General features: G+C 48.3%; 7 protein-coding genes and 1 pseudogene. All 8 read right to left on the reverse strand.

Annotated features, from left to right (window positions below; all coding sequences use genetic code 11):
* Positions 1-48: 48 nt before the first annotated feature.
* The 8 genes and pseudogenes from HZ996_01025 to HZ996_01060 all read right to left on the reverse strand — a co-directional run bounded on the left by HZ996_01025 (position 49) and on the right by HZ996_01060 (position 23,548).
* Complete coding sequence (locus HZ996_01025; protein ID QTN37773.1) at positions 49-6,330, reverse strand: T9SS type A sorting domain-containing protein; 6,282 nt, start codon at positions 6,328-6,330, stop codon at positions 49-51.
* Positions 6,253-6,426, reverse strand: a pseudogene (locus HZ996_01030) (SprB repeat-containing protein). Before HZ996_01030 ends, HZ996_01025 begins: the two are co-directional and overlap by 78 nt.
* Positions 6,369-10,784, reverse strand: a complete 4,416-nt coding sequence (locus HZ996_01035) for a SprB repeat-containing protein (protein QTN37774.1) — start codon at positions 10,782-10,784, stop codon at positions 6,369-6,371. The pseudogene HZ996_01030 and the gene HZ996_01035 overlap by 58 nt, the downstream one beginning before the upstream one ends.
* A gap of 231 nt (positions 10,785-11,015) precedes the next feature.
* Complete coding sequence (locus tag HZ996_01040) at positions 11,016-13,778, reverse strand: T9SS type A sorting domain-containing protein (protein ID QTN37775.1); 2,763 nt, start codon at positions 13,776-13,778, stop codon at positions 11,016-11,018.
* Between the two features lie 155 nt (positions 13,779-13,933).
* The gene (locus tag HZ996_01045; protein ID QTN37776.1) at positions 13,934-20,179 is read right to left on the reverse strand and encodes a SprB repeat-containing protein; all 6,246 of its coding nucleotides are present in this window, start codon (positions 20,177-20,179) and stop codon (positions 13,934-13,936) included.
* On the reverse strand, positions 20,166-20,582 hold the full coding sequence (locus HZ996_01050; protein ID QTN39981.1) for a hypothetical protein: 417 nt from the start codon (positions 20,580-20,582) through the stop codon (positions 20,166-20,168). Before HZ996_01050 ends, HZ996_01045 begins: the two co-directional genes overlap by 14 nt.
* On the reverse strand, positions 20,474-21,085 hold the full coding sequence (locus HZ996_01055) for a SprB repeat-containing protein (protein ID QTN37777.1): 612 nt from the start codon (positions 21,083-21,085) through the stop codon (positions 20,474-20,476). Before HZ996_01055 ends, HZ996_01050 begins: the two co-directional genes overlap by 109 nt.
* A 537-nt stretch (positions 21,086-21,622) precedes the next feature.
* Positions 21,623-23,548: an ABC-F family ATP-binding cassette domain-containing protein gene (locus HZ996_01060; protein ID QTN37778.1), complete on the reverse strand. Its 1,926-nt coding sequence runs from the start codon at positions 23,546-23,548 to the stop codon at positions 21,623-21,625.
* Positions 23,549-23,606 lie beyond the last annotated feature (58 nt).

Here is a 23,606-nt window from a genome sequence, read left to right on the forward strand (position 1 = left end):
TCCGCTATGGAGGGGGCTCTGTTTATAAGGTTTTCAGCTCTTATCCGCTTACTTCTGGATCACCAGGCGGCGGTTGTCTGAGTCTGTTCCGTTGCTGATCACTACGTAGTATACTCCGTTGGCCAAGTCAGCAACATCCAAGCGAACTTTACCCGTCAAGGCATTCGCTTCAGTTGTGCTCATGACAACTTGTCCAAGTCCGTTCACCACATTGATCTCCAAGTTTTGCTCACTTGAGAACTCATATCCTACGAACACTACATCTGATGTTGGGTTCGGATACAAGCTGATCATCTCGCTCAACGCTGGCTCTTCGATGCCTACTCCTGAGATTGGGCTTTGATCTACTACTACGCTTGATACTTGCGAACATCCGTTTGCGTCGGTCACCACTACAGAGTACGTACCGTTTGGTAGGCTTACTGCTGTTTGAGTGAACTGTGCTGGTACACTGTTCCACTGGTAGCTGTAAGGTGGTGTTCCACCGCTCACATTAGCTACTGCCGATGAGGCACTAGTACCCGCATCATAAACAGCGGTTACGATAAGCTCGGTAGGCTCGCTGATGATTACTGAGTTGTTGGCGGTACATCCGTTCGCATCAGTCACCACTACAGAGTATGTTCCTGCAGATAGGTTGTTGATGTTCTGGGTGTTGTCACCAGTGTTCCAAGCAATCGTGTAAGGAGGTGTACCTCCGCTCACGTTCAAGCTAGCTGATCCGTCTGATCCACCGAAGCAGTTCACGTTGCTCTGTACGATGCTCGTAGCGATCGCGCTGTTCTGAGTGATGGTCGCACTTGCGTTCACCACACATCCATTCGCGTCAGTGATCACAACGTTGTAGCTACCCGCTACTACGTTCAACAGATCCTCTGTATTCGCTCCGTTGCTCCATGCGTAGCTGTATGGTGCAGTACCACCAGTTACCGTCAAGTCAACAGTTCCAGTTGCATCTCCGAAGCAGTTCACATTCGTTACCGTAGTCGAAGCTACCAAAGCAGCTGGCTCGCCTACAGTCACACTCGCAGTGAACGTACATCCGTTCGCATCAGTAATCACTCCTGAGTAGATACCCGCTGGTACGTTGCTCAAGTCTTGGCTGATCGCTCCGTTGCTCCAAGCGTAGCTGTATGGAGGTGTTCCACCCGTCACGGTAATGTCTACCGCTCCGTCTGTTCCACCGTTACAGCTTACGTTCGTTACAACCGCGTTGCTTACTGTGATTCCTGTTGCTGGCTCAGTGATCACGATCGTTGCGCTAATGCTACATCCGTTCGCATCCGTTACTGTTCCTGTGTATGAACCTGCTGGTACGTTCATCAAGTCTTGAGTCACTGCACCGTTGCTCCAGTTGTAGGTGTATGGTGCTGTACCGCCAGTAACCGTAAGGTCAATCATACCGGTGCTTGCTCCGTTACACAATACATCTGTTACTACTGCGCTGGCAGCCAAAGCAGAAGCAGGTCCCGCTACAGTTACCGTTGCAGAGAAGGTACATCCAGCCGCATCGGTTACCGTACCGGTGTACGATCCTGCTGGAATGTTGCTCAAGTCTTCAGTGTTGTCTCCATTGCTCCACATGAAGCTGTATGGAGGCGTACCACCTGTTACTGTGATATCAATCGCTCCTGTTGCATCACCGAAGCACAATACGTCGGTTACAACAGCACTTACGCTGATTGGCGATGCTGGTCCGTTAACAACCGCACTTGCAGTTGTGCTACATCCGTTCGCATCTGTGATGATTACGGTGTATGTTCCAGGTGCCAAGTTCGTGCGATCCTCGCTGGTGATTCCGCCACCCCAGTTGTAGGTGTATGGCATTGTTCCACCTGTTACGGTTACATCAACCGTTCCGTTGTTCGCTCCGAAGCAGTCTACATCTGTAGCTACTGTTGTCGCAGTCAACAAGCTAGGCTCGGTCAAGGTCGTAGAAGCACTTACTGTAGCTCCACAAGCATCGGTTACGTTGATGATGTAAACACCAGCAGCCAATCCTGTACGATCTTCGATTCCAGTGACACCGTCACTCCAAGTAATGGTGTATGGCATCGTTCCTCCAGTGATCGTTGACATGATCATACCGTCCATTCCGCTGTTACAGCTTGGGTTGGTCGTCGCATCAATCGTTACCGCCAACATATCTGGCTCACTAATCACTACTGTATTGGTCGCGGTACATCCGTTCGCATCAGTTACCGTCACGCTGTACGTGCCAGCTCCCAAGTTAGACAGATCCTCAGTGTTCGCTCCATTGCTCCAGTTGAAGCTGTATGGTGCAGTTCCTCCTGCTGGAGCCAAGTCGATAGAACCTGTAGTTGCTCCGTTACAGTCAACATCTGTAGCCTTCGCTACTGTCGCCAACAATTGAGATGGCTGATCAACAACCAATCCTTTGATGAAGGTCTGACATCCATTCGCATCCGTTACCGTCACTTGGTATCCACCAGCAAACAAGTCTTGTGGATTCTGTACGGTAGCTCCGTTGCTCCAGCTGAAGCTGTATGGTGTTGTTCCACCTGTTACCGAGATATCGATAAATCCAGTGTTGTCACCGAAGCAAGTAAATACATCCTGTACGGATACTAGTGATGCAGCCAATGGCGAAGTAGGTCCAGTTATCGTCACAACGTTACTGGTTACCATACATCCGTTCGCATCCGTTACGTCTACAAAGTAGCTACCACCTGAGATCAAGTTGTCAATCGACGCTGTCGTCGCTCCATTGCTCCACATGTAGCTGTATGGCATTGTTCCACCACTCACTACTACGCTCACCATTCCAGTAGCATCACCGAAGCAGTTCACATTTGTTGCAGAAGCTACAGCACTCAGACTTGTAGACTGTGTTACTGTGATTCCAGAGATTCCATCAGTACATCCGTTCGCATCGGTAATCGCTACTGCGTATACACCCGCTGGAATACCACTCAAGTCTTGAGTCGTTGCACTGAACAATGGATCATCGCTCGTCCATGCATACGTGTATGGAGATGTTCCTCCTGATACGCTGATGTCGATCGCTCCAGTTGTCGCTCCGTTACATCCAATATTGGTTACACTCTCTACTCCGCTAGCCAAAGCTGATGCAGGTTCAGAGATGGTTACACTCAAGAATTCTTGACATCCGTTCGCATCGGTAATGGTTACTGAGTTCACACCCGCCATAAGGTCGGTTGGGTCTTGTACCATTGATCCGTTGCTCCACATGTAGCTGTATGGAAGCGTTCCACCTACTACGTAGATATCTGCTGTTCCATCCATTCCTCCGTTACAGCTTACATCCGTAAAGCCGATTACAGAAGCATACAAGCTTGAGAATGGCTCTGTGATAACAAAGCTCTGTACCGTTGTACATCCGTTAGCATCCTCTACTACTACACTGTAAGATCCTGCAGCCAATCCGCTGATATCTTCTGTAGTAGCTCCGTTGGTCCAGTCATACATGTATGGTGCTGTTCCTCCAGTTACGCTCAAGTCAATCGCTCCTGTAGCGTCTCCTTTACAAAGAACATCCGTATCAACTCCTGTGACAACCAAAGTAGTCGCAGTTCCGATGGTGAATGTGGCAAAGCCTTCACAACCGTACTTATCGTTGATGCGTACTGTATACTCACCCGCACACAATCCAGCTGGATCCTGTACTGTACTCAATACTGGTCCTGTAGGCACTCCGTTTACTGAAGCTCTCCAGTAGTACGTGTATGGCGCTGTTCCTCCTGTAGGAGTCAAGTCAATCAATGAAGTTGAGCAGTCTCCAGCACAAGCAACATCCGTTACTACTGCTGTTCCACCTACTGGCATTGGCTCGTATACATCTACGCTTACTGTAGTGGCACATTGTCCCGTAGCATCGGTAATGGCTACCGTGTATGTTCCGGCAAACAATGGGTTTCCGTCAACATTCACACCAGTGCTCATTCCAGTACCACCAGTACTCCACAAGTAGCTGTATGGAGGAATACCTCCTGTTACGCTTACTACAGAAGCCGTTGCGTTAAATCCACCTGGACACAAGATGCTGTCCGCTGCAGTCACAACTGTCAAGCCAGCTGGCTCAGTAATCGTGAAGCTCGCTTGTGGCACAGTACATCCGTTCGCGTCTGTTACATCTACGAAGTACGTTCCAGCTCCCAATCCTGTGAAGGTGTTGCTACCTCCGTCAGTGGCAATTGAACCACTAGCGTTTGTCGCTCCGCTTACTACCCATGCGTATGGAGCTACACCACCTGAGATGGTCACAGAAGCTGTCGCATCCGTTCCTCCGTTACATGTTACGCTCGCATCGCTAACCAAATCAACTACGATTGGTGCAGGACCAGTCTCCTCAAAGACTGCGTAATACGTACATCCTCCTACTAAGTCATCTACTTCGATGGTGTAGAAGCCTACTCCCAAGTTCACAGCATTCGCCATTCCATTCACTACCATGCCAGACTGACCAGCAAGTGGAGTGATTGGTCCTGGGTACTGACCAGCATACCACTGGTAAGTGTATACTCCTGAACCTCCTGAGATATTCGCTACCGCTGATCCAGTAGTATCACCGAAGCAGTCGATATCGTCTTTTCCTGTAAACGTGATGGTCAAGTCTGAAGGCTGACCAATCACTGCTTGGTCAAACTCTTTACATCCCTGTGCATCCGTTACTGTAATGTCATAAGTACCAGCGGCCAAACCACCGATCGTTCCTTCCCATGCTGTTCCTGGGAACGTGTTGTCGCTCAATCCAGTCAACATTCCGCTACCAGCAGTTGTACCATTTGACCATACCATGTCGTATGGTTGAGTACCCTGGTCGATGTTGAAAACAAACGATCCATCAGCCAATCCGAAGCAGCTCGCATCCGTAGTAGATACTACGCTGGTGACCAACTTCGTAGGCTCTGTAATGCTCGCTGTAGCTCCAGCTGCAGGACATCCGTTCTGATCAATTACTGCAATTGAGTATGATCCCGGTGCCAAGCTGTTGATCACAATCGGCGCAAATGGTGCAGTCAAGAAGGTACTGTCTACCGTCGCTCCTGCTCCGTCCGTTGTTACTACAATATATGGTCCGTTTCCAGAGGTTACATCAATTTCGATGCTTCCATCATTCGCTCCATTACACGTTACATTACCCAAAGTCAAGGCTACTGTCGCTGGATCCGTTCCATCAGCTACGAAGAATGGGAAGTCAAACTCACATCCGTTCGCATCTGTGATGGTCAAGCTATAGTTTCCTGATACTAAGTTCAACAGGTCTGTTGTACCCGCTACAGGACCGTTAGGACCTTCCCAAGCGTAGCTCAACGCTCCAGTACCACCGCTAGCAGTGATGTGGATCTCTCCCGCTGTACCCTTAGCACAAGCTGTATTGTTTACAATGTCATCAATGACTGTTACTGCTGGAGCCTCTCCTACGTTGTAGCTCTCTGTAGCGCTACATCCGTTAGCATCCGTTACAACAACTGATACTGTCGCTCCCGCTGCCAATCCAGACAAAGAGTTGCTCGTTGTTGTCATTCCTCCATTCCAAGAGTATACATATGGTGCCGTTCCACCAGTCACCGATACAGATACGCTTCCGTCTGGTGAGTAAGTGTCCGAACCACTGTTACAGCTCGTCGGTGTAATCGTCTCCGTAATCGCAATCGATGCAGGAGCAGTTACAGTAAACTGCAATGTATCCGAATTACAACCTCCGGCACCTGCCCAGATGTTGTAGTCTCCAGGCGCCAAAGAAGAAATAGTAATTGGCGTTGTTCCAATTGCAGAGGTAACAATAGTTCCACTCAAGTCATCAACTTGAACGTAGTACTGATCCATACCAGGACCAAATGGTCGTCCTCCAGCAAGGTTTACAGTGATCTCTCCTGATCCACCACTACAGCTTGGGTCCGTTTGACTTGCAATAGCAATTGTTGTCTCATCCGGCTCAGTAACGGTGTAAGATACGCTCTCAACACATCCGTTCGCATCTGTAACATTCACAGTGTACACTCCTCCTGGTACGCCGCTGATCGATTGACCGTTAACACCGTTACTCCAAGAGTAGCTCAACATTCCTGTTCCACCACTTGCCGTTACAGAGATAAACGCATCTGTGTCTCCGAAGCAATCCAAATCTGTCTTGTTCGCAGGATCGTTAGTGATAACAATCGCCGCTGGCTCATTGATGATGATGTTCAAGTATACTACCGTACATCCTACCGCATCTGTTACCGTTACAGAGTAGTTTCCTGCTCCTAGGTTCGAGATGTCTGGTGTCGTTGCAGCGTTGCTCCACAAGTACGTGTATGGAGGTGTTCCTCCTGTTGTTCCACCGTTGTCAATCTCTCCGTCCATACCTCCGGCACATGTTACGTCCGTACGGTTGAAGTTCGCTACCTCAATGGAGCAGCTGGTTGAGTGATGACATAGTTTCCTGTTGCCGGTCCACATCCGTTTCCGTCGTTAACCGTCACACTGTATGATCCAGCAGCCAATCCTGTCGCTGGGTTTGATGTCTGACCGTCACTCCACAAGTAGGTGTAGTTTCCGTCTCCTCCTGTTACATTAAGCGTTACCGCTCCGTCTGTTCCAGGGTTACATGAATTCTTAATATCTGCTGATGCAATTGCAACTGGATCTGGATCCATCAAGGTTACAGACGATGTCGCCGTACATCCATTAGCATCCGTTACCGTTACATCATATGTTCCACCAGCAAGACCGGCGATGTTTTGCATCGTCATTCCGTTGCTCCATGCATAGCTGTATGGCATAGTACCTCCAGTCGCAGCAACACTTGCCGTTCCGTCAGCAGCTCCACCACAACTTGGGTTTGTTCCCGTTGCAGTCGCTTCCAACAATGCTGGCTCACCAACACTTACCGTTGTCATCGCTGTACAACCGTTGCGATCAGTTACCATTACTGTGTAGTTACCTGCTGGTACTCCATCAGCAATGTGGTCCATGATCGTAGTTGTACCACCTGACCAAGTGTAGATGTATGGATATCCGTTTGGATTAGCAGGCTCTCCTGGCGCACCAGTAAACTGAGTTCCTCCGTCTACATCCAATACTACTGTTCCGTTCTCACCAAAACATGGCGCATCCGTTACACTGTTTACTACAACAGTCAATTCTGCAGGCTCAGTGATCGTAATACTCGCTGTAGCTGAACATCCGTTCGCGTCGCGGGCTGTTACGAAATACACTCCTTCTTCAGCACCAGAAAGGTTAGATCCGGTTGTAAGAATGCTCCCGTCACCACCAAATCCGAGTACATTTGAAGTTGCAAGTGTTGAACTCAATGTAGAAGAGAGGCCAGCAGTCAACTGCACCTCATAAATGTCGTTACAAACGTCCTTTGGTAACATCATTAAGGAAGAATTTCCCGTATACCAAATCGCCTTTACTCCATAATTTCCAGGACCACCAGCTGGGCAAGAAGGGAAAGTAGCAGCAATTGAGGCACTACCAATATTTGTTACTGCATAAGTAGATAAACTAACCTCTTCAACGATGACATCATCTAATATTTGATCGATGTGGGAAACTAGAAGCCGATCACTATCTGAATCATAGGCCACACCGACACCACTAATAGCACCTAGGTTCGCGACTATTGTCGTCGCAAGGGTACTGATATTCACCTCATATACTTCACCTGAAGTATTGACTGTATAGAGCAAACCAGAATTTGCAATTGCGAAACTTGATATTCCCGTTGCGCTTAAGTCGCCTACAAACGTCAGACCCAATGTGTTTACGTCGAGCTCATATAGTTCTCGAGGGCCAGGAGCGAATCCACCAGTGGCGATAATATATACGGTACCATCTGTAGGATCAACTTCAATACCCCAAGCATTCGAAATTCCAGGAATAACTTGAGAAGAATTTTCTGTGATAACTCCACCATTCGAAGAAACTTCTACCAAACTAATTGTTCCACCGGGTGCACCTCCTCCGTTAATAGCATATTGCAATCCACTCCCTGTACTCCAAGTATAAGTATAACCACCTGCACCACCTGAAGCAGAAGCTACAGCTGATCCGTCAGCGGCTCCGAAACAAGAGATGTCTGTTGCGTCTACAGATACTGTTACTGGGCTAGGATCAACAATTGTTACTGATCCAACTCCTGTACATCCGTTTGCATCTGTTACCGTTACTGAGTAAGGTGATCCAGCTGCCAACAATCCAGTTTCTGTAGCTGAGATTGCTCCCGTGCTCCACAAGTAGGTGTATGGCATTGTTCCTCCACTCACTGAAGCTGTTGCCGCTCCAAAGTCTCCAGGACAATCCGGAGCTGTTGGCGTTACACTTACTGCAATTGGGGCAGGATCGTTAATGGTAAAGAAGAAGCTCTGCGGACATCCATTGTTATCCGTTACGCTCAATTCGTAGTTACCTGCTGCCAAAAACGACAGTGAAGCTTGTGAACCCGTACCAGGATTAAAAGACACTCCGTTTTGTATCCATACATAGTTGTATCCTGGTGTTCCACCGCTGATGGTTACAGCAATGCTACCATCACCAGCTCCTGCACATGAAATATCTGTTGCTCCACCTGAAATTGTAATTGCATCTGGCTCGCTAATGCTCACTGCCAAAGGAGCAGTACACCCGTTCGCGTCTGTTACAACTACATTATACAATCCAGCAGTCAAACCGCTAAGATCTTCAGTCATGTCACCTGTGTTCCACATGTAGCTGTATGGCATTGTACCTCCAGATACATCCAAGTCGATAGCTCCGTCGCTACCTCCGTTACAGGTTACATCTTGTCCGTTCACGGTAGCCACTACTGTAAGTGCAGTTGGCTCTGTTACTGTAAAGAACAGGTTACCAAAAGTGACACAGCCATTGGCATCTTCGACAAATACGTCGTAGGTACCGGCGGACAATCCGCTAATATCTTCTGTGGTTGCACCGTTATTCCAGCTAAAGGTATAAGGCGGTGTTCCATCTGTTACTGTAAGGTCAATCGAACCATTGTTGTCACCAGCACACAAAATGTTGGTCACTGTTCCTGATCCGCTCAAAGATGTTGGCTCAATAACATTGTACGTAAAGAATGCCTCGCATCCGTTAGCATCTGTTACGGTCAAGTCATATGATCCTCCTTCAAGGCCTCCAATACTTGCTTGTGATCCACCACCACCGAAGATGCTGGTTCCACCTTGAACCCATGTGTAGGTGTATCCACCTGCTCCACCACTCAAAGTCACATCAATGCTTCCGTCTGCGTTTCCGTTACACGTTACATTGTTAATATCTGTCGCTGTAACTGAAATCGCATCTGGCTCAACAACCGTTACGTTAACCGTAGATGGTCCACAGCCATTTGCATCCTGCACTTGGAAAGCGTACTGTCCGGCACTTACCGTTACAGTAAAGCTTGAACCTGTTACTGGGTTAGCACTTCCTGGGGCCAACAATGGCTCACCCCATACATATGGTGCAGTACCTCCAGAAATCGACACAGTCACTTGACCGTCTGAGTCTCCGTTACAGGTTACGTCAATTACGTTCGTCACAGAAGCAGACAACAAACCTGGCTCCGTAAACGTGAATCCAAACTCTTGTGGAGGACATGCGCCACCACTGTTGTCGCTAACTGTTACTTCATAGATACCTGGTGCCAATCCTGAAATACTCGTTACTCCATTTGCACCAGTACTCCACTCGTATGTATATGGCATTGAACCTCCACTTGCAGTCACTGCTGCAGTAGCTGTTCCACCAAAACAATCAATCTCTTGTGTATTTGCATTGTCAATTCCTGCAGCAAATGCATTCGCAGGCTCATTAACAGTATACGTCTCTACAACAGTACAGCTTCCGCTTGTTACTGTTACGGTATAGTCACCGGCCAACAAGCCAGCAATCGCATCCGTGTTTCCACCATTACTCCAAGCGTAAGTGAAACCTCCAACACCACCACTCGCAGTAATTGCAACCGCACCAGTCGGCTGACCAGCACATGCTACATCTGTAATATCTACATTAGAAACAACCAAAGCCGGAGCAGCAGCTACTGTCTCTGGCCCGTAGTTCACACTACATCCATTGGCATCCGTAATAACTACGCTGTAGTCTCCAGGTGCCAATCCAGTCAGATCTTCTGTCGTTGCTCCGTTGTCCCAAGCAAATGTGAAACCTCCGGCTCCACCACCAACAAGAATGTCAATAGTCCCGTCATTCAAACAAGGCTCTGTTTGATCCGTAACCGTTGTAGTGGATACTGTGATCGAAGGCGGCTCGCTCAAGGTTACTGAAGCTGTAGCCGCTGGACATCCATTTACATCTGTTACTGTCAAATCGTACGTTCCAGCTGCCAACCCACTTGGGTTCGCACCGGCCGCTCCGTTTGTCCAGGTATAGGTGTATGGTGCCGTACCTCCGCTTACTGTAGTCGAGATAGATCCTGAATTGTCTCCATTACAAGCCAAGTCAGTTCCAGCTGCGATTACCGCAATTGCATCCGGTTGGGTTACCGTTACCGACATCGCTACAGCTGTTCCCGCTGCATTGTCTGTCACTGTAACACTGTAAACCCCGGCAGCAACTCCTGTACGTGTCGAACCAAACAAAGAGAAGGTTGACCCGTCCGGCGCTACTGTACCATCAGGTGTGTTTTGATCTGAAGTCGCACCGTCACTCCATGCATAGGAATAAGGTACTGGACCGCCTGAAGCAGTCAAACGAATGATACCGTCCGTGCCACCGTTACAGGTGACATCCTGGTCCACAAACAAAGTAGCAGCTAACTGCGCGTGGGCTACATTTCCCACTAACAGAAAGAATGCCATAGCCAAAAAGCTAATGAAAGTTCGCTTACCCGAGGACAACAGGCCGCGATTCGAGACACCTGTATCAGGCGTCGCATTGTAGAGGTTACTCATTTTGACGAAAATTAATGTCGGTTTTCAACGCGCTAATATACTTCAAATATTTTAATGCCTTTCCAAAGAGTCTAAAACAAAAAAGCCCCCTCCGCTATGGAGGGGGCTCTGTTTATAAGGTTTTCAGCTCTTATCCGCTTACTTCTGGATCACCAGGCGGCGGTTGTCTGAGTCTGTTCCGTTGCTGATCACTACGTAGTATACTCCGTTGGCCAAGTCAGCAACATCCAAGCGAACTTTACCCGTCAAGGCATTCGCTTCAGTTGTGCTCATGACAACTTGTCCAAGTCCGTTCACCACATTGATCTCCAAGTTTTGCTCACTTGAGAACTCATATCCTACGAACACTACATCTGATGTTGGGTTCGGATACAAGCTGATCATCTCGCTCAACGCTGGCTCTTCGATGCCGATTGATGGAAGTGGGCTTCCGTCAACTACTACAGAGGCTACAGAAGAACATCCGTTTGCGTCGGTCACCACTACAGAGTACGTACCGTTTGAAAGTCCTACTGCTGTTTGAGTGAACTGTGCTGGTACACTGTTCCACTGATAGCTGTAAGGTGCGGTTCCTCCGGTTACGTTCGCTACAGCTGAAGTAGCTGAAATCGTTGAGTCATAAACAGCGGTTACGATAAGCTCGGTAGGCTCGCTGATGATTACTGAGTTGTTGGCGGTACATCCGTTCGCATCAGTCACCACTACAGAGTATGTTCCTGCAGATAGGTTGTTGATGTTCTGGGTGTTGTCACCAGTGTTCCAAGCAATCGTGTAAGGAGGTGTACCTCCGCTCACGTTCAAGCTAGCTGATCCGTCTGATCCACCGAAGCAGTTCACGTTGCTCTGTACGATGCTCGTAGCGATCGCGCTGTTCTGAGTGATGGTCGCACTTGCGTTCACCACACATCCATTCGCGTCAGTGATCACAACGTTGTAGCTACCCGCTACTACGTTCAACAGATCCTCTGTATTCGCTCCGTTGCTCCATGCGTAGCTGTATGGTGCAGTACCACCAGTTACCGTCAAGTCAACAGTTCCAGTTGCATCTCCGAAGCAGTTCACATTCGTTACCGTAGTCGAAGCTACCAAAGCAGCTGGCTCGCCTACAGTCACACTCGCAGTGAACGTACATCCGTTCGCATCAGTAATCACTCCTGAGTAGATACCCGCTGGTACGTTGCTCAAGTCTTGGCTGATCGCTCCGTTGCTCCAAGCGTAGCTGTATGGAGGTGTTCCACCCGTCACGGTAATGTCTACCGCTCCGTCTGTTCCACCGTTACAGCTTACGTTCGTTACAACCGCGTTGCTTACTGTGATTCCTGTTGCTGGCTCAGTGATCACGATCGTTGCGCTAATGCTACATCCGTTCGCATCCGTTACTGTTCCTGTGTATGAACCTGCTGGTACGTTCATCAAGTCTTGAGTCACTGCACCGTTGCTCCAGTTGTAGGTGTATGGTGCTGTACCGCCAGTAACCGTAAGGTCAATCATACCGGTGCTTGCTCCGTTACACAATACATCTGTTACTACTGCGCTGGCAGCCAAAGCAGAAGCAGGTCCCGCTACAGTTACCGTTGCAGAGAAGGTACATCCAGCCGCATCGGTTACCGTACCGGTGTACGATCCTGCTGGAATGTTGCTCAAGTCTTCAGTGTTGTCTCCATTGCTCCACATGAAGCTGTATGGAGGCGTACCACCTGTTACTGTGATATCAATCGCTCCTGTTGCATCACCGAAGCACAATACGTCGGTTACAACAGCACTTACGCTGATTGGCGATGCTGGTCCGTTAACAACCGCACTTGCAGTTGTGCTACATCCGTTCGCATCTGTGATGATTACGGTGTATGTTCCAGGTGCCAAGTTCGTGCGATCCTCGCTGGTGATTCCGCCACCCCAGTTGTAGGTGTATGGCATTGTTCCACCTGTTACGGTTACATCAACCGTTCCGTTGTTCGCTCCGAAGCAGTCTACATCTGTAGCTACTGTTGTCGCAGTCAACAAGCTAGGCTCGGTCAAGGTCGTAGAAGCACTTACTGTAGCTCCACAAGCATCGGTTACGTTGATGATGTAAACACCAGCAGCCAATCCTGTACGATCTTCGATTCCAGTGACACCGTCACTCCAAGTAATGGTGTATGGCATCGTTCCTCCAGTGATCGTTGACATGATCATACCGTCCATTCCGCTGTTACAGCTTGGGTTGGTCGTCGCATCAATCGTTACCGCCAACATATCTGGCTCACTAATCACTACTGTATTGGTCGCGGTACATCCGTTCGCATCAGTTACCGTCACGCTGTACGTGCCAGCTCCCAAGTTAGACAGATCCTCAGTGTTCGCTCCATTGCTCCAGTTGAAGCTGTATGGTGCAGTTCCTCCTGCTGGAGCCAAGTCGATAGAACCTGTAGTTGCTCCGTTACAGTCAACATCTGTAGCCTTCGCTACTGTCGCCAACAATTGAGATGGCTGATCAACAACCAATCCTTTGATGAAGGTCTGACATCCATTCGCATCCGTTACCGTCACTTGGTATCCACCAGCAAACAAGTCTTGTGGATTCTGTACGGTAGCTCCGTTGCTCCAGCTGAAGCTGTATGGTGTTGTTCCACCTGTTACCGAGATATCGATAAATCCAGTGTTGTCACCGAAGCAAGTAAATACATCCTGTACGGATACTAGTGATGCAGCCAATGGCGAAGTAGGTCCAGTTATCGTCACAACGTTACTGGTTACCATACATCCGTTCGCATCCGTTACGTCTACAAAGTAGCTACCACCTGAGATCAAGTTGTCAATCGACGCTGTCGTCGCTCCATTGCTCCACATGTAGCTGTATGGCATTGTTCCACCACTCACTACTACGCTCACCATTCCAGTAGCATCACCGAAGCAGTTCACATTTGTTGCAGAAGCTACAGCACTCCAGACTTGTAGACTGTGTTACTGTGATTCCAGAGATTCCATCAGTACATCCGTTCGCATCGGTAATCGCTACTGCGTATACACCCGCTGGAATACCACTCAAGTCTTGAGTCGTTGCACTGAACAATGGATCATCGCTCGTCCATGCATACGTGTATGGAGATGTTCCTCCTGATACGCTGATGTCGATCGCTCAGTTGTCGCTCCGTTACATCAATATTGGTTACACTCTCTACTCCGCTAGCCAAAGCTGATGCAGGTTCAGAGATGGTTACACTCAAGAATTCTTGACATCCGTTCGCATCGGTAATGGTTACTGAGTTCACACCCGCCATAAGGTCGGTTGGGTCTTGTACCATTGATCCGTTGCTCCACATGTAGCTGTATGGAAGCGTTCCACCTACTACGTAGATATCTGCTGTTCCATCCATTCCTCCGTTACAGCTTACATCCGTAAAGCCGATTACAGAAGCATACAAGCTTGAGAATGGCTCTGTGATAACAAAGCTCTGTACCGTTGTACATCCGTTAGCATCCTCTACTACTACACTGTAAGATCCTGCAGCCAATCCGCTGATATCTTCTGTAGTAGCTCCGTTGGTCCAGTCATACATGTATGGTGCTGTTCCTCCAGTTACGCTCAAGTCAATCGCTCCTGTAGCGTCTCCTTTACAAAGAACATCCGTATCAACTCCTGTGACAACCAAAGTAGTCGCAGTTCCGATGGTGAATGTGGCAAAGCCTTCACAACCGTACTTATCGTTGATGCGTACTGTATACTCACCCGCACACAATCCAGCTGGATCCTGTACTGTACTCAATACTGGTCCTGTAGGCACTCCGTTTACTGAAGCTCTCCAGTAGTACGTGTATGGCGCTGTTCCTCCTGTAGGAGTCAAGTCAATCAATGAAGTTGAGCAGTCTCCAGCACAAGCAACATCCGTTACTACTGCTGTTCCACCTACTGGCATTGGCTCGTATACATCTACGCTTACTGTAGTGGCACATTGTCCCGTAGCATCGGTAATGGCTACCGTGTATGTTCCGGCAAACAATGGGTTTCCGTCAACATTCACACCAGTGCTCATTCCAGTACCACCAGTACTCCACAAGTAGCTGTATGGAGGAATACCTCCTGTTACGCTTACTACAGAAGCCGTTGCGTTAAATCCACCTGGACACAAGATGCTGTCCGCTGCAGTCACAACTGTCAAGCCAGCTGGCTCAGTAATCGTGAAGCTCGCTTGTGGCACAGTACATCCGTTCGCGTCTGTTACATCTACGAAGTACGTTCCAGCTCCCAATCCTGTGAAGGTGTTGCTACCTCCGTCAGTGGCAATTGAACCACTAGCGTTTGTCGCTCCGCTTACTACCCATGCGTATGGAGCTACACCACCTGAGATGGTCACAGAAGCTGTCGCATCCGTTCCTCCGTTACATGTTACGCTCGCATCGCTAACCAAATCAACTACGATTGGTGCAGGACCAGTCTCCTCAAAGACTGCGTAATACGTACATCCTCCTACTAAGTCATCTACTTCGATGGTGTAGAAGCCTACTCCCAAGTTCACAGCATTCGCCATTCCATTCACTACCATGCCAGACTGACCAGCAAGTGGAGTGATTGGTCCTGGGTACTGACCAGCATACCACTGGTAAGTGTATACTCCTGAACCTCCTGAGATATTCGCTACCGCTGATCCAGTAGTATCACCGAAGCAGTCGATATCGTCTTTTCCTGTAAACGTGATGGTCAAGTCTGAAGGCTGACCAATCACTGCTTGGTCAAACTCTTTACATCCCTGTGCATCCGTTACTGTAATGTCATAAGTACCAGCGGCCAAACCACCGATCGTTCCTTCCCATGCTGTTCCTGGGAACGTGTTGTCGCTCAATCCAGTCAACATTCCGCTACCAGCAGTTGTACCATTTGACCATACCATGTCGTATGGTTGAGTACCCTGGTCGATGTTGAAAACAAACGATCCATCAGCCAATCCGAAGCAGCTCGCATCCGTAGTAGATACTACGCTGGTGACCAACTTCGTAGGCTCTGTAATGCTCGCTGTAGCTCCAGCTGCAGGACATCCGTTCTGATCAATTACTGCAATTGAGTATGATCCCGGTGCCAAGCTGTTGATCACAATCGGCGCAAATGGTGCAGTCAAGAAGGTACTGTCTACCGTCGCTCCTGCTCCGTCCGTTGTTACTACAATATATGGTCCGTTTCCAGAGGTTACATCAATTTCGATGCTTCCATCATTCGCTCCATTACACGTTACATTACCCAAAGTCAAGGCTACTGTCGCTGGATCCGTTCCATCAGCTACGAAGAATGGGAAGTCAAACTCACATCCGTTCGCATCTGTGATGGTCAAGCTATAGTTTCCTGATACTAAGTTCAACAGGTCTGTTGTACCCGCTACAGGACCGTTAGGACCTTCCCAAGCGTAGCTCAACGCTCCAGTACCACCGCTAGCAGTGATGTGGATCTCTCCCGCTGTACCCTTAGCACAAGCTGTATTGTTTACAATGTCATCAATGACTGTTACTGCTGGAGCCTCTCCTACGTTGTAGCTCTCTGTAGCGCTACATCCGTTAGCATCCGTTACAACAACTGATACTGTCGCTCCCGCTGCCAATCCAGACAAAGAGTTGCTCGTTGTTGTCATTCCTCCATTCCAAGAGTATACATATGGTGCCGTTCCACCAGTCACCGATACAGATACGCTTCCGTCTGGTGAGTAAGTGTCCGAACCACTGTTACAGCTCGTCGGTGTAATCGTCTCCGTAATCGCAATCGATGCAGGAGCAGTCAATGTGTATGAGTTCGTGTACTCACATCCGTTGGCATCAGTTACAGTCAATCCGTATGTACCGTTTCCAGCTACCAACGTGATTGGGCCTGCAGTTGAACCAGCATCACCGTTACTCCATACATAAGAGTAGTTTGGTGTACCACCTGAAACAACCAAATCAACTGAACCACTTCCAGCAGCACAGCTAGGATCTGTAGTTGTTCCTGTAACCGTGATTGCAGCTGGCTCGGTAACTGTGTAAGATACGCTCTCAACACATCCGTTCGCATCTGTAACATTCACAGTGTACACTCCTCCTGGTACGCCGCTGATCGATTGACCGTTAACACCGTTACTCCAAGAGTAGCTCAACATTCCTGTTCCACCACTTGCCGTTACAGAGATAAACGCATCTGTGTCTCCGAAGCAATCCAAATCTGTCTTGTTCGCAGGATCGTTAGTGATAACAATCGCCGCTGGCTCATTGATGATGATGTTCAAGTATACTACCGTACATCCTACCGCATCTGTTACCGTTACAGAGTAGTTTCCTGCTCCTAGGTTCGAGATGTCTGGTGTCGTTGCAGCGTTGCTCCACAAGTACGTGTATGGAGGTGTTCCTCCTGTTGTTCCACCGTTGTCAATCTCTCCGTCCATACCTCCGGCACATGTTACGTCCGTACGGTTGAAGTTCGCTACCTCCAATGGAGCAGCTGGTTGAGTGATGACATAGTTTCCTGTTGCCGGTCCACATCCGTTTCCGTCGTTAACCGTCACACTGTATGATCCAGCAGCCAATCCTGTCGCTGGGTTTGATGTCTGACCGTCACTCCACAAGTAGGTGTAGTTTCCGTCTCCTCCTGTTACATTAAGCGTTACCGCTCCGTCTGTTCCAGGGTTACATGAATTCTTAATATCTGCTGATGCAATTGCAACTGGATCTGGATCCATCAAGGTTACAGACGATGTCGCCGTACATCCATTAGCATCCGTTACCGTTACATCATATGTTCCACCAGCAAGACCGGCGATGTTTTGCATCGTCATTCCGTTGCTCCATGCATAGCTGTATGGCATAGTACCTCCAGTCGCAGCAACACTTGCCGTTCCGTCAGCAGCTCCACCACAACTTGGGTTTGTTCCCGTTGCAGTCGCTTCCAACAATGCTGGCTCACCAACACTTACCGTTGTCATCGCTGTACAACCGTTGCGATCAGTTACCATTACTGTGTAGTTACCTGCTGGTACTCCATCAGCAATGTGGTCCATGATCGTAGTTGTACCACCTGACCAAGTGTAGATGTATGGATATCCGTTTGGATTAGCAGGCTCTCCTGGCGCACCAGTAAACTGAGTTCCTCCGTCTACATCCAATACTACTGTTCCGTTCTCACCAAAACATGGCGCATCCGTTACACTGTTTACTACAACAGTCAATTCTGCAGGCTCAGTGATCGTAATACTCGCTGTAGCTGAACATCCGTTCGCGTCCATTGCAGTTACAGAGTACGCTCCAGCAGTCAAGCCACTGATGTTCGCACCTGATTGAGTGTTACTCCAAGTATAAGTATAACCACCAGCACCACCTGAAGCAGAAGCTACAGCTGATCCGTCAGCGGCTCCGAAACAAGAGATGTCTGTTGCGTCTACAGATACTGTTACTGGGCTAGGATCAACAATTGTTACTGATCCAACTCCTGTACATCCGTTTGCATCTGTTACCGTTACTGAGTAAGGTGATCCAGCTGCCAACAATCCAGTTTCTGTAGCTGAGATTGCTCCCGTGCTCCACAAGTAGGTGTATGGCATTGTTCCTCCACTCACTGAAGCTGTTGCCGCTCCAAAGTCTCCAGGACAATCTGGAGCTGTTGGCGTTACACTTACTGCAATTGGGGCAGGATCGTTAATGGTAAAGAAGAAGCTCTCCTGACATCCATTGTTATCCGTTACGCTCAATTCGTAAGATCCAGCATCCAATCCTGTTTGTGAAGTGATTGGGAAGTTTCCTCCGTCAAATGCAGTTCCAGACTCCAACCATACATAATTGTATCCTGGTGTTCCACCGCTGATGGTTACAGCAATGCTACCATCACCAGCTCCTGCACATGAAATATCTGTTGCTCCACCTGAAATTGTAATTGCATCTGGCTCGCTAATGCTCACTGCCAAAGGAGCAGTACACCCGTTCGCGTCTGTTACAACTACATTATACAATCCAGCAGTCAAACCGCTAAGATCTTCAGTCATGTCACCTGTGTTCCACATGTAGCTGTATGGCATTGTACCTCCAGATACATCCAAGTCGATAGCTCCGTCGCTACCTCCGTTACAGGTTACATCTTGTCCGTTCACGGTAGCCACTACTGTAAGTGCAGTTGGCTCTGTTACTGTAAAGAACAGGTTACCAAAAGTGACACAGCCATTGGCATCTTCGACAAATACGTCGTAGGTACCGGCGGACAATCCGCTAATATCTTCTGTGGTTGCACCGTTATTCCAGCTAAAGGTATAAGGCGGTGTTCCATCTGTTACTGTAAGGTCAATCGAACCATTGTTGTCACCAGCACACAAAATGTTGGTCACTGTTCCTGATCCGCTCAAAGATGTTGGCTCAATAACATTGTACGTAAAGAATGCCTCGCATCCGTTAGCATCTGTTACGGTCAAGTCATATGATCCTCCTTCAAGGCCTCCAATACTTGCTTGTGATCCACCACCACCGAAGATGCTGGTTCCACCTTGAACCCATGTGTAGGTGTATCCACCTGCTCCACCACTCAAAGTCACATCAATGCTTCCGTCTGCGTTTCCGTTACACGTTACATTGTTAATATCTGTCGCTGTAACTGAAATCGCATCTGGCTCAACAACCGTTACGTTAACCGTAGATGGTCCACAGCCATTTGCATCCTGCACTTGGAAAGCGTACTGTCCGGCACTTACCGTTACAGTAAAGCTTGAACCTGTTACTGGGTTAGCACTTCCTGGGGCCAACAATGGCTCACCCCATACATATGGTGCAGTACCTCCAGAAATCGACACAGTCACTTGACCGTCTGAGTCTCCGTTACAGGTTACGTCAATTACGTTCGTCACAGAAGCAGACAACAAACCTGGCTCCGTAAACGTGAATCCAAACTCTTGTGGAGGACATGCGCCACCACTGTTGTCGCTAACTGTTACTTCATAGATACCTGGTGCCAATCCTGAAATACTCGTTACTCCATTTGCACCAGTACTCCACTCGTATGTATATGGCATTGAACCTCCACTTGCAGTCACTGCTGCAGTAGCTGTTCCACCAAAACAATCAATCTCTTGTGTATTTGCATTGTCAATTCCTGCAGCAAATGCATTCGCAGGCTCATTAACAGTATACGTCTCTACAACAGTACAGCTTCCGCTTGTTACTGTTACGGTATAGTCACCGGCCAACAAGCCAGCAATCGCATCCGTGTTTCCACCATTACTCCAAGCGTAAGTGAAACCTCCAACACCACCACTCGCAGTAATTGCAACCGCACCAGTCGGCTGACCAGCACATGCTACATCTGTAATATCTACATTAGAAACAACCAAAGCCGGAGCAGGCTACTGTCTCTGGCCCGTAGTTCACACTACATCCATTGGCATCCGTAATAACTACGCTGTAGTCTCCAGGTGCCAATCCAGTCAGATCTTCTGTCGTTGCTCCGTTGTCCCAAGCAAATGTGAAACCTCCGGCTCCACCACCAACAAGAATGTCAATAGTCCCGTCATTCAAACAAGGCTCTGTTTGATCCGTAACCGTTGTAGTGGATACTGTGATCGAAGGCGGCTCGCTCAAGGTTACTGAAGCTGTAGCCGCTGGACATCCATTTACATCTGTTACTGTCAAATCGTACGTTCCAGCTGCCAACCCACTTGGGTTCGCACCGGCCGCTCCGTTTGTCCAGGTATAGGTGTATGGTGCCGTACCTCCGCTACTGTAGTCGAGATAGATCCTGAATTGTCTCCATTACAAGCCAAGTCAGTTCCAGCTGCGATTACCGCAATTGCATCCGGTTGGGTTACCGTTACCGACATCGCTACAGCTGTTCCCGCTGCATTGTCTGTCACTGTAACACTGTAAACCCCGGCAGCAACTCCTGTACGTGTCGAACCAAACAAAGAGAAGGTTGACCCGTCCGGCGCTACTGTACCATCAGGTGTGTTTTGATCTGAAGTCGCACCGTCACTCCATGCATAGGAATAAGGTACTGGACCGCCTGAAGCAGTCAAACGAATGATACCGTCCGTGCCACCGTTACAGGTGACATCCTGGTCCACAAACAAAGTAGCAGCTAACTGCGCGTGGGCTACATTTCCCACTAACAGAAAGAATGCCATAGCCAAAAAGCTAGTAAAGCCTTTTGACAATACAGATCCTCTGTTTTTCGACGAAACGGTTCCTGGATCGCCCGTTGGACTTGATCCGCTTGAAACCTGATAGTAGAGGTTACTCATGATGATTTAGATATTAATTAAATGGTGTTTCCTACTATACCAATACATCTCGGCAAGGCGTACCTCCCCGAGAATTTGGGACAAAGATAATCTTATTTAGTAAACTACAAAAACTCTCATCCAGCAAAATAATCGCACGAATCCCTTGATATACAAAGGAATCCTGCAATCTTAACTTTTGATTAACCATGATATAACGATTATTATCCGTCATAAAAATGCTAGAAGGGAGAATAAAATTTTCTCTCAATTAAGCCAAATATAAGGTATCCTACCTGCACGCACAGGCATGAATCTCTAACTTATTAAAAAATCCTTGTTAATAACCCCGCCCGAAGCACTCAATACAATAAACCACAAAGAGAATATGCACCAAATTGAGAAATAAGTCTTAATACGCTGTTTTTCAGGAACTTAGCTTATAAAATTATCGAAGCTCTGGAATGTACTCTAATAAACCTAATCGGCTTTTAAATCATATCATTCTATAGAGACCATTTACGCGCCTGTAGATGCCTAAATTATGTTTTTCATTTATTATGTTAATTCTTCGCTCTTAATGCTCCAAATTGTCCATTCTTCTTCAGCTTTTTCTAATGCTGAGACTGATTCTTCGTGCTGGACGTAGTGCTTTTGTTGTTCCGAAAAGTCGAGGGCTCCAAATTCATCCGAAGTCATTCGTGCTTCCATCTCTTTGACCGTCGATGACAATTCTTCCACTTTCTTTTCCCACTTACTCAAATTTCTAAGGATTTGCTTTCGCTCCTTATAAGATGGACCGGCATTTTTTGCGGCCTCTTTTACTACAGTGGCTTTTTCTTCAACTGACCGCTTCTCTACTTCTCGCATATCGGAAGCCTTTCGCTCCGAAAGGAAATATTCAATATCTCCGAGGTGGGGTTTCACCGAGCCATCACTGAATTCAAGGACTCTATCTGTTAGCCCCTTCAAGAAATGGCGGTCGTGGCTAACGACGAGCAAAGTCCCTTCAAAAGTGAGTAGCGCTTCCTTCAAGGCATCCTTGGAAATCATATCCAAGTGGTTGGTTGGCTCATCGAGGACCAAGAAATTGACAGGTTTAGTCAAAAGCCGACACATAGCTAGTCGAGCTCGCTCACCACCACTGAGAACAGACACCTTCTTGTCGACCGTTTCGCCGCTAAAAAGAAACGCTCCGAGCATGGCCCGGACACGAGGTCGCACATCGTTGGGAGCAACAGACTCCACAGACTCCAATACGGTTTGATTGGGGTCCAGACTTTCGGCCTGATCTTGAGCGTAATAGGCTAGATGAACATTGGTCCCGAGGTTGCGATTTCCGGCATCGGCCCGTAGGGCCCCAACAATAATTTTAGCTAGCGTAGTTTTTCCTTGACCGTTCTGGCCAACAAAGGCCCATCGATCCCCGCGGAGAAGTTCGAAATCGACATGTTCGAGCACCCAGCGATCAGAGTAGTTCTTACCGACTTCTTCAAGCTTGATAACGTCCTTACCGGAACGCGGGACTTCAGGGAAGGTGAAGCGCACAGATTTCTGGTGGTAATCATCGACCTCAATACGTTCAAGCTTGTCGAGTTTCTTGATCAAGCTCTGGGCAAAGGCGGCCTTTGAATCCTTGTAGCGGAATTTCTCGATGAGCTGTTTCTGACGTTCGATGTCCTTGTCTTGATTCTTCTTGGCCTGAATGAGCTTCTCGCGACGTTCTTCTCTGAGCACGAGGTACTTCGAGTAATGTGCTGAGTAATCTTCGATTCCTCCGTTGATGATTTCAATGGTGCGCTTGGTGACGGCATCGAGGAACTGTCGGTCGTGAGAAATCATCATGATGGCGCCCTCGTGATCCTTTAGGAAGTCTTCGAGCCAAAGGATGGCCTCGATGTCGAGGTGGTTGGTAGGCTCATCGAGCAGTAAGAGATCGTGCTTTGAAAGTAAGAGCTTTGCGAGTTCTACGCGCATGCGCCATCCTCCCGAAAAGGTCGAAAGTGATCGATCCAATTCGTTGGACTTGAAGCCTAAACCAAATAGGACCTTTTCCAGTTGCTCTTCGACTTGGTCACCACCGATTAAATGAAAACGCTCTTGGGTATTGGTCAGTTCTTGAATGAGCTCCATGTAGCTGTCGGATTCGTAGTCGGTTCGCTCCAGGAGTTCTTGGTTAATTTGCTCAATGCGCTCATTCATTTCTTTAATGCCGGCAAAGGCCAGGCCGGCTTCCTCACGGACAGTACGCTCTCCTTCAGGAGTGATGTCCTGGGGTAAGTAGCCAATGGTGAACTCACGAGGTTTACTGATGGAGCCCGCGGATGGGCTCATCCAGCCCGCAAGGAGCTTGAGCAGAGTGGACTTTCCAGCTCCGTTCTTTCCTGTGAGACCAATTCGGTCTGCAGGTTTCACTTGGAAGCTGACCTCTTTGAATAAAGCGTCTCCGCCGAATTCATGACGGAGTTGTGTGACTGATATCATGGACTAACCAACAATTTCTTATTCTCTTTGGCGTAACTTTGACGCTCAAATTCCCAAT

Source organism: Cryomorphaceae bacterium (genome assembly GCA_017798125.1).
In the GTDB taxonomy this organism is placed as follows: domain Bacteria; phylum Bacteroidota; class Bacteroidia; order Flavobacteriales; family ECT2AJA-044; genus ECT2AJA-044.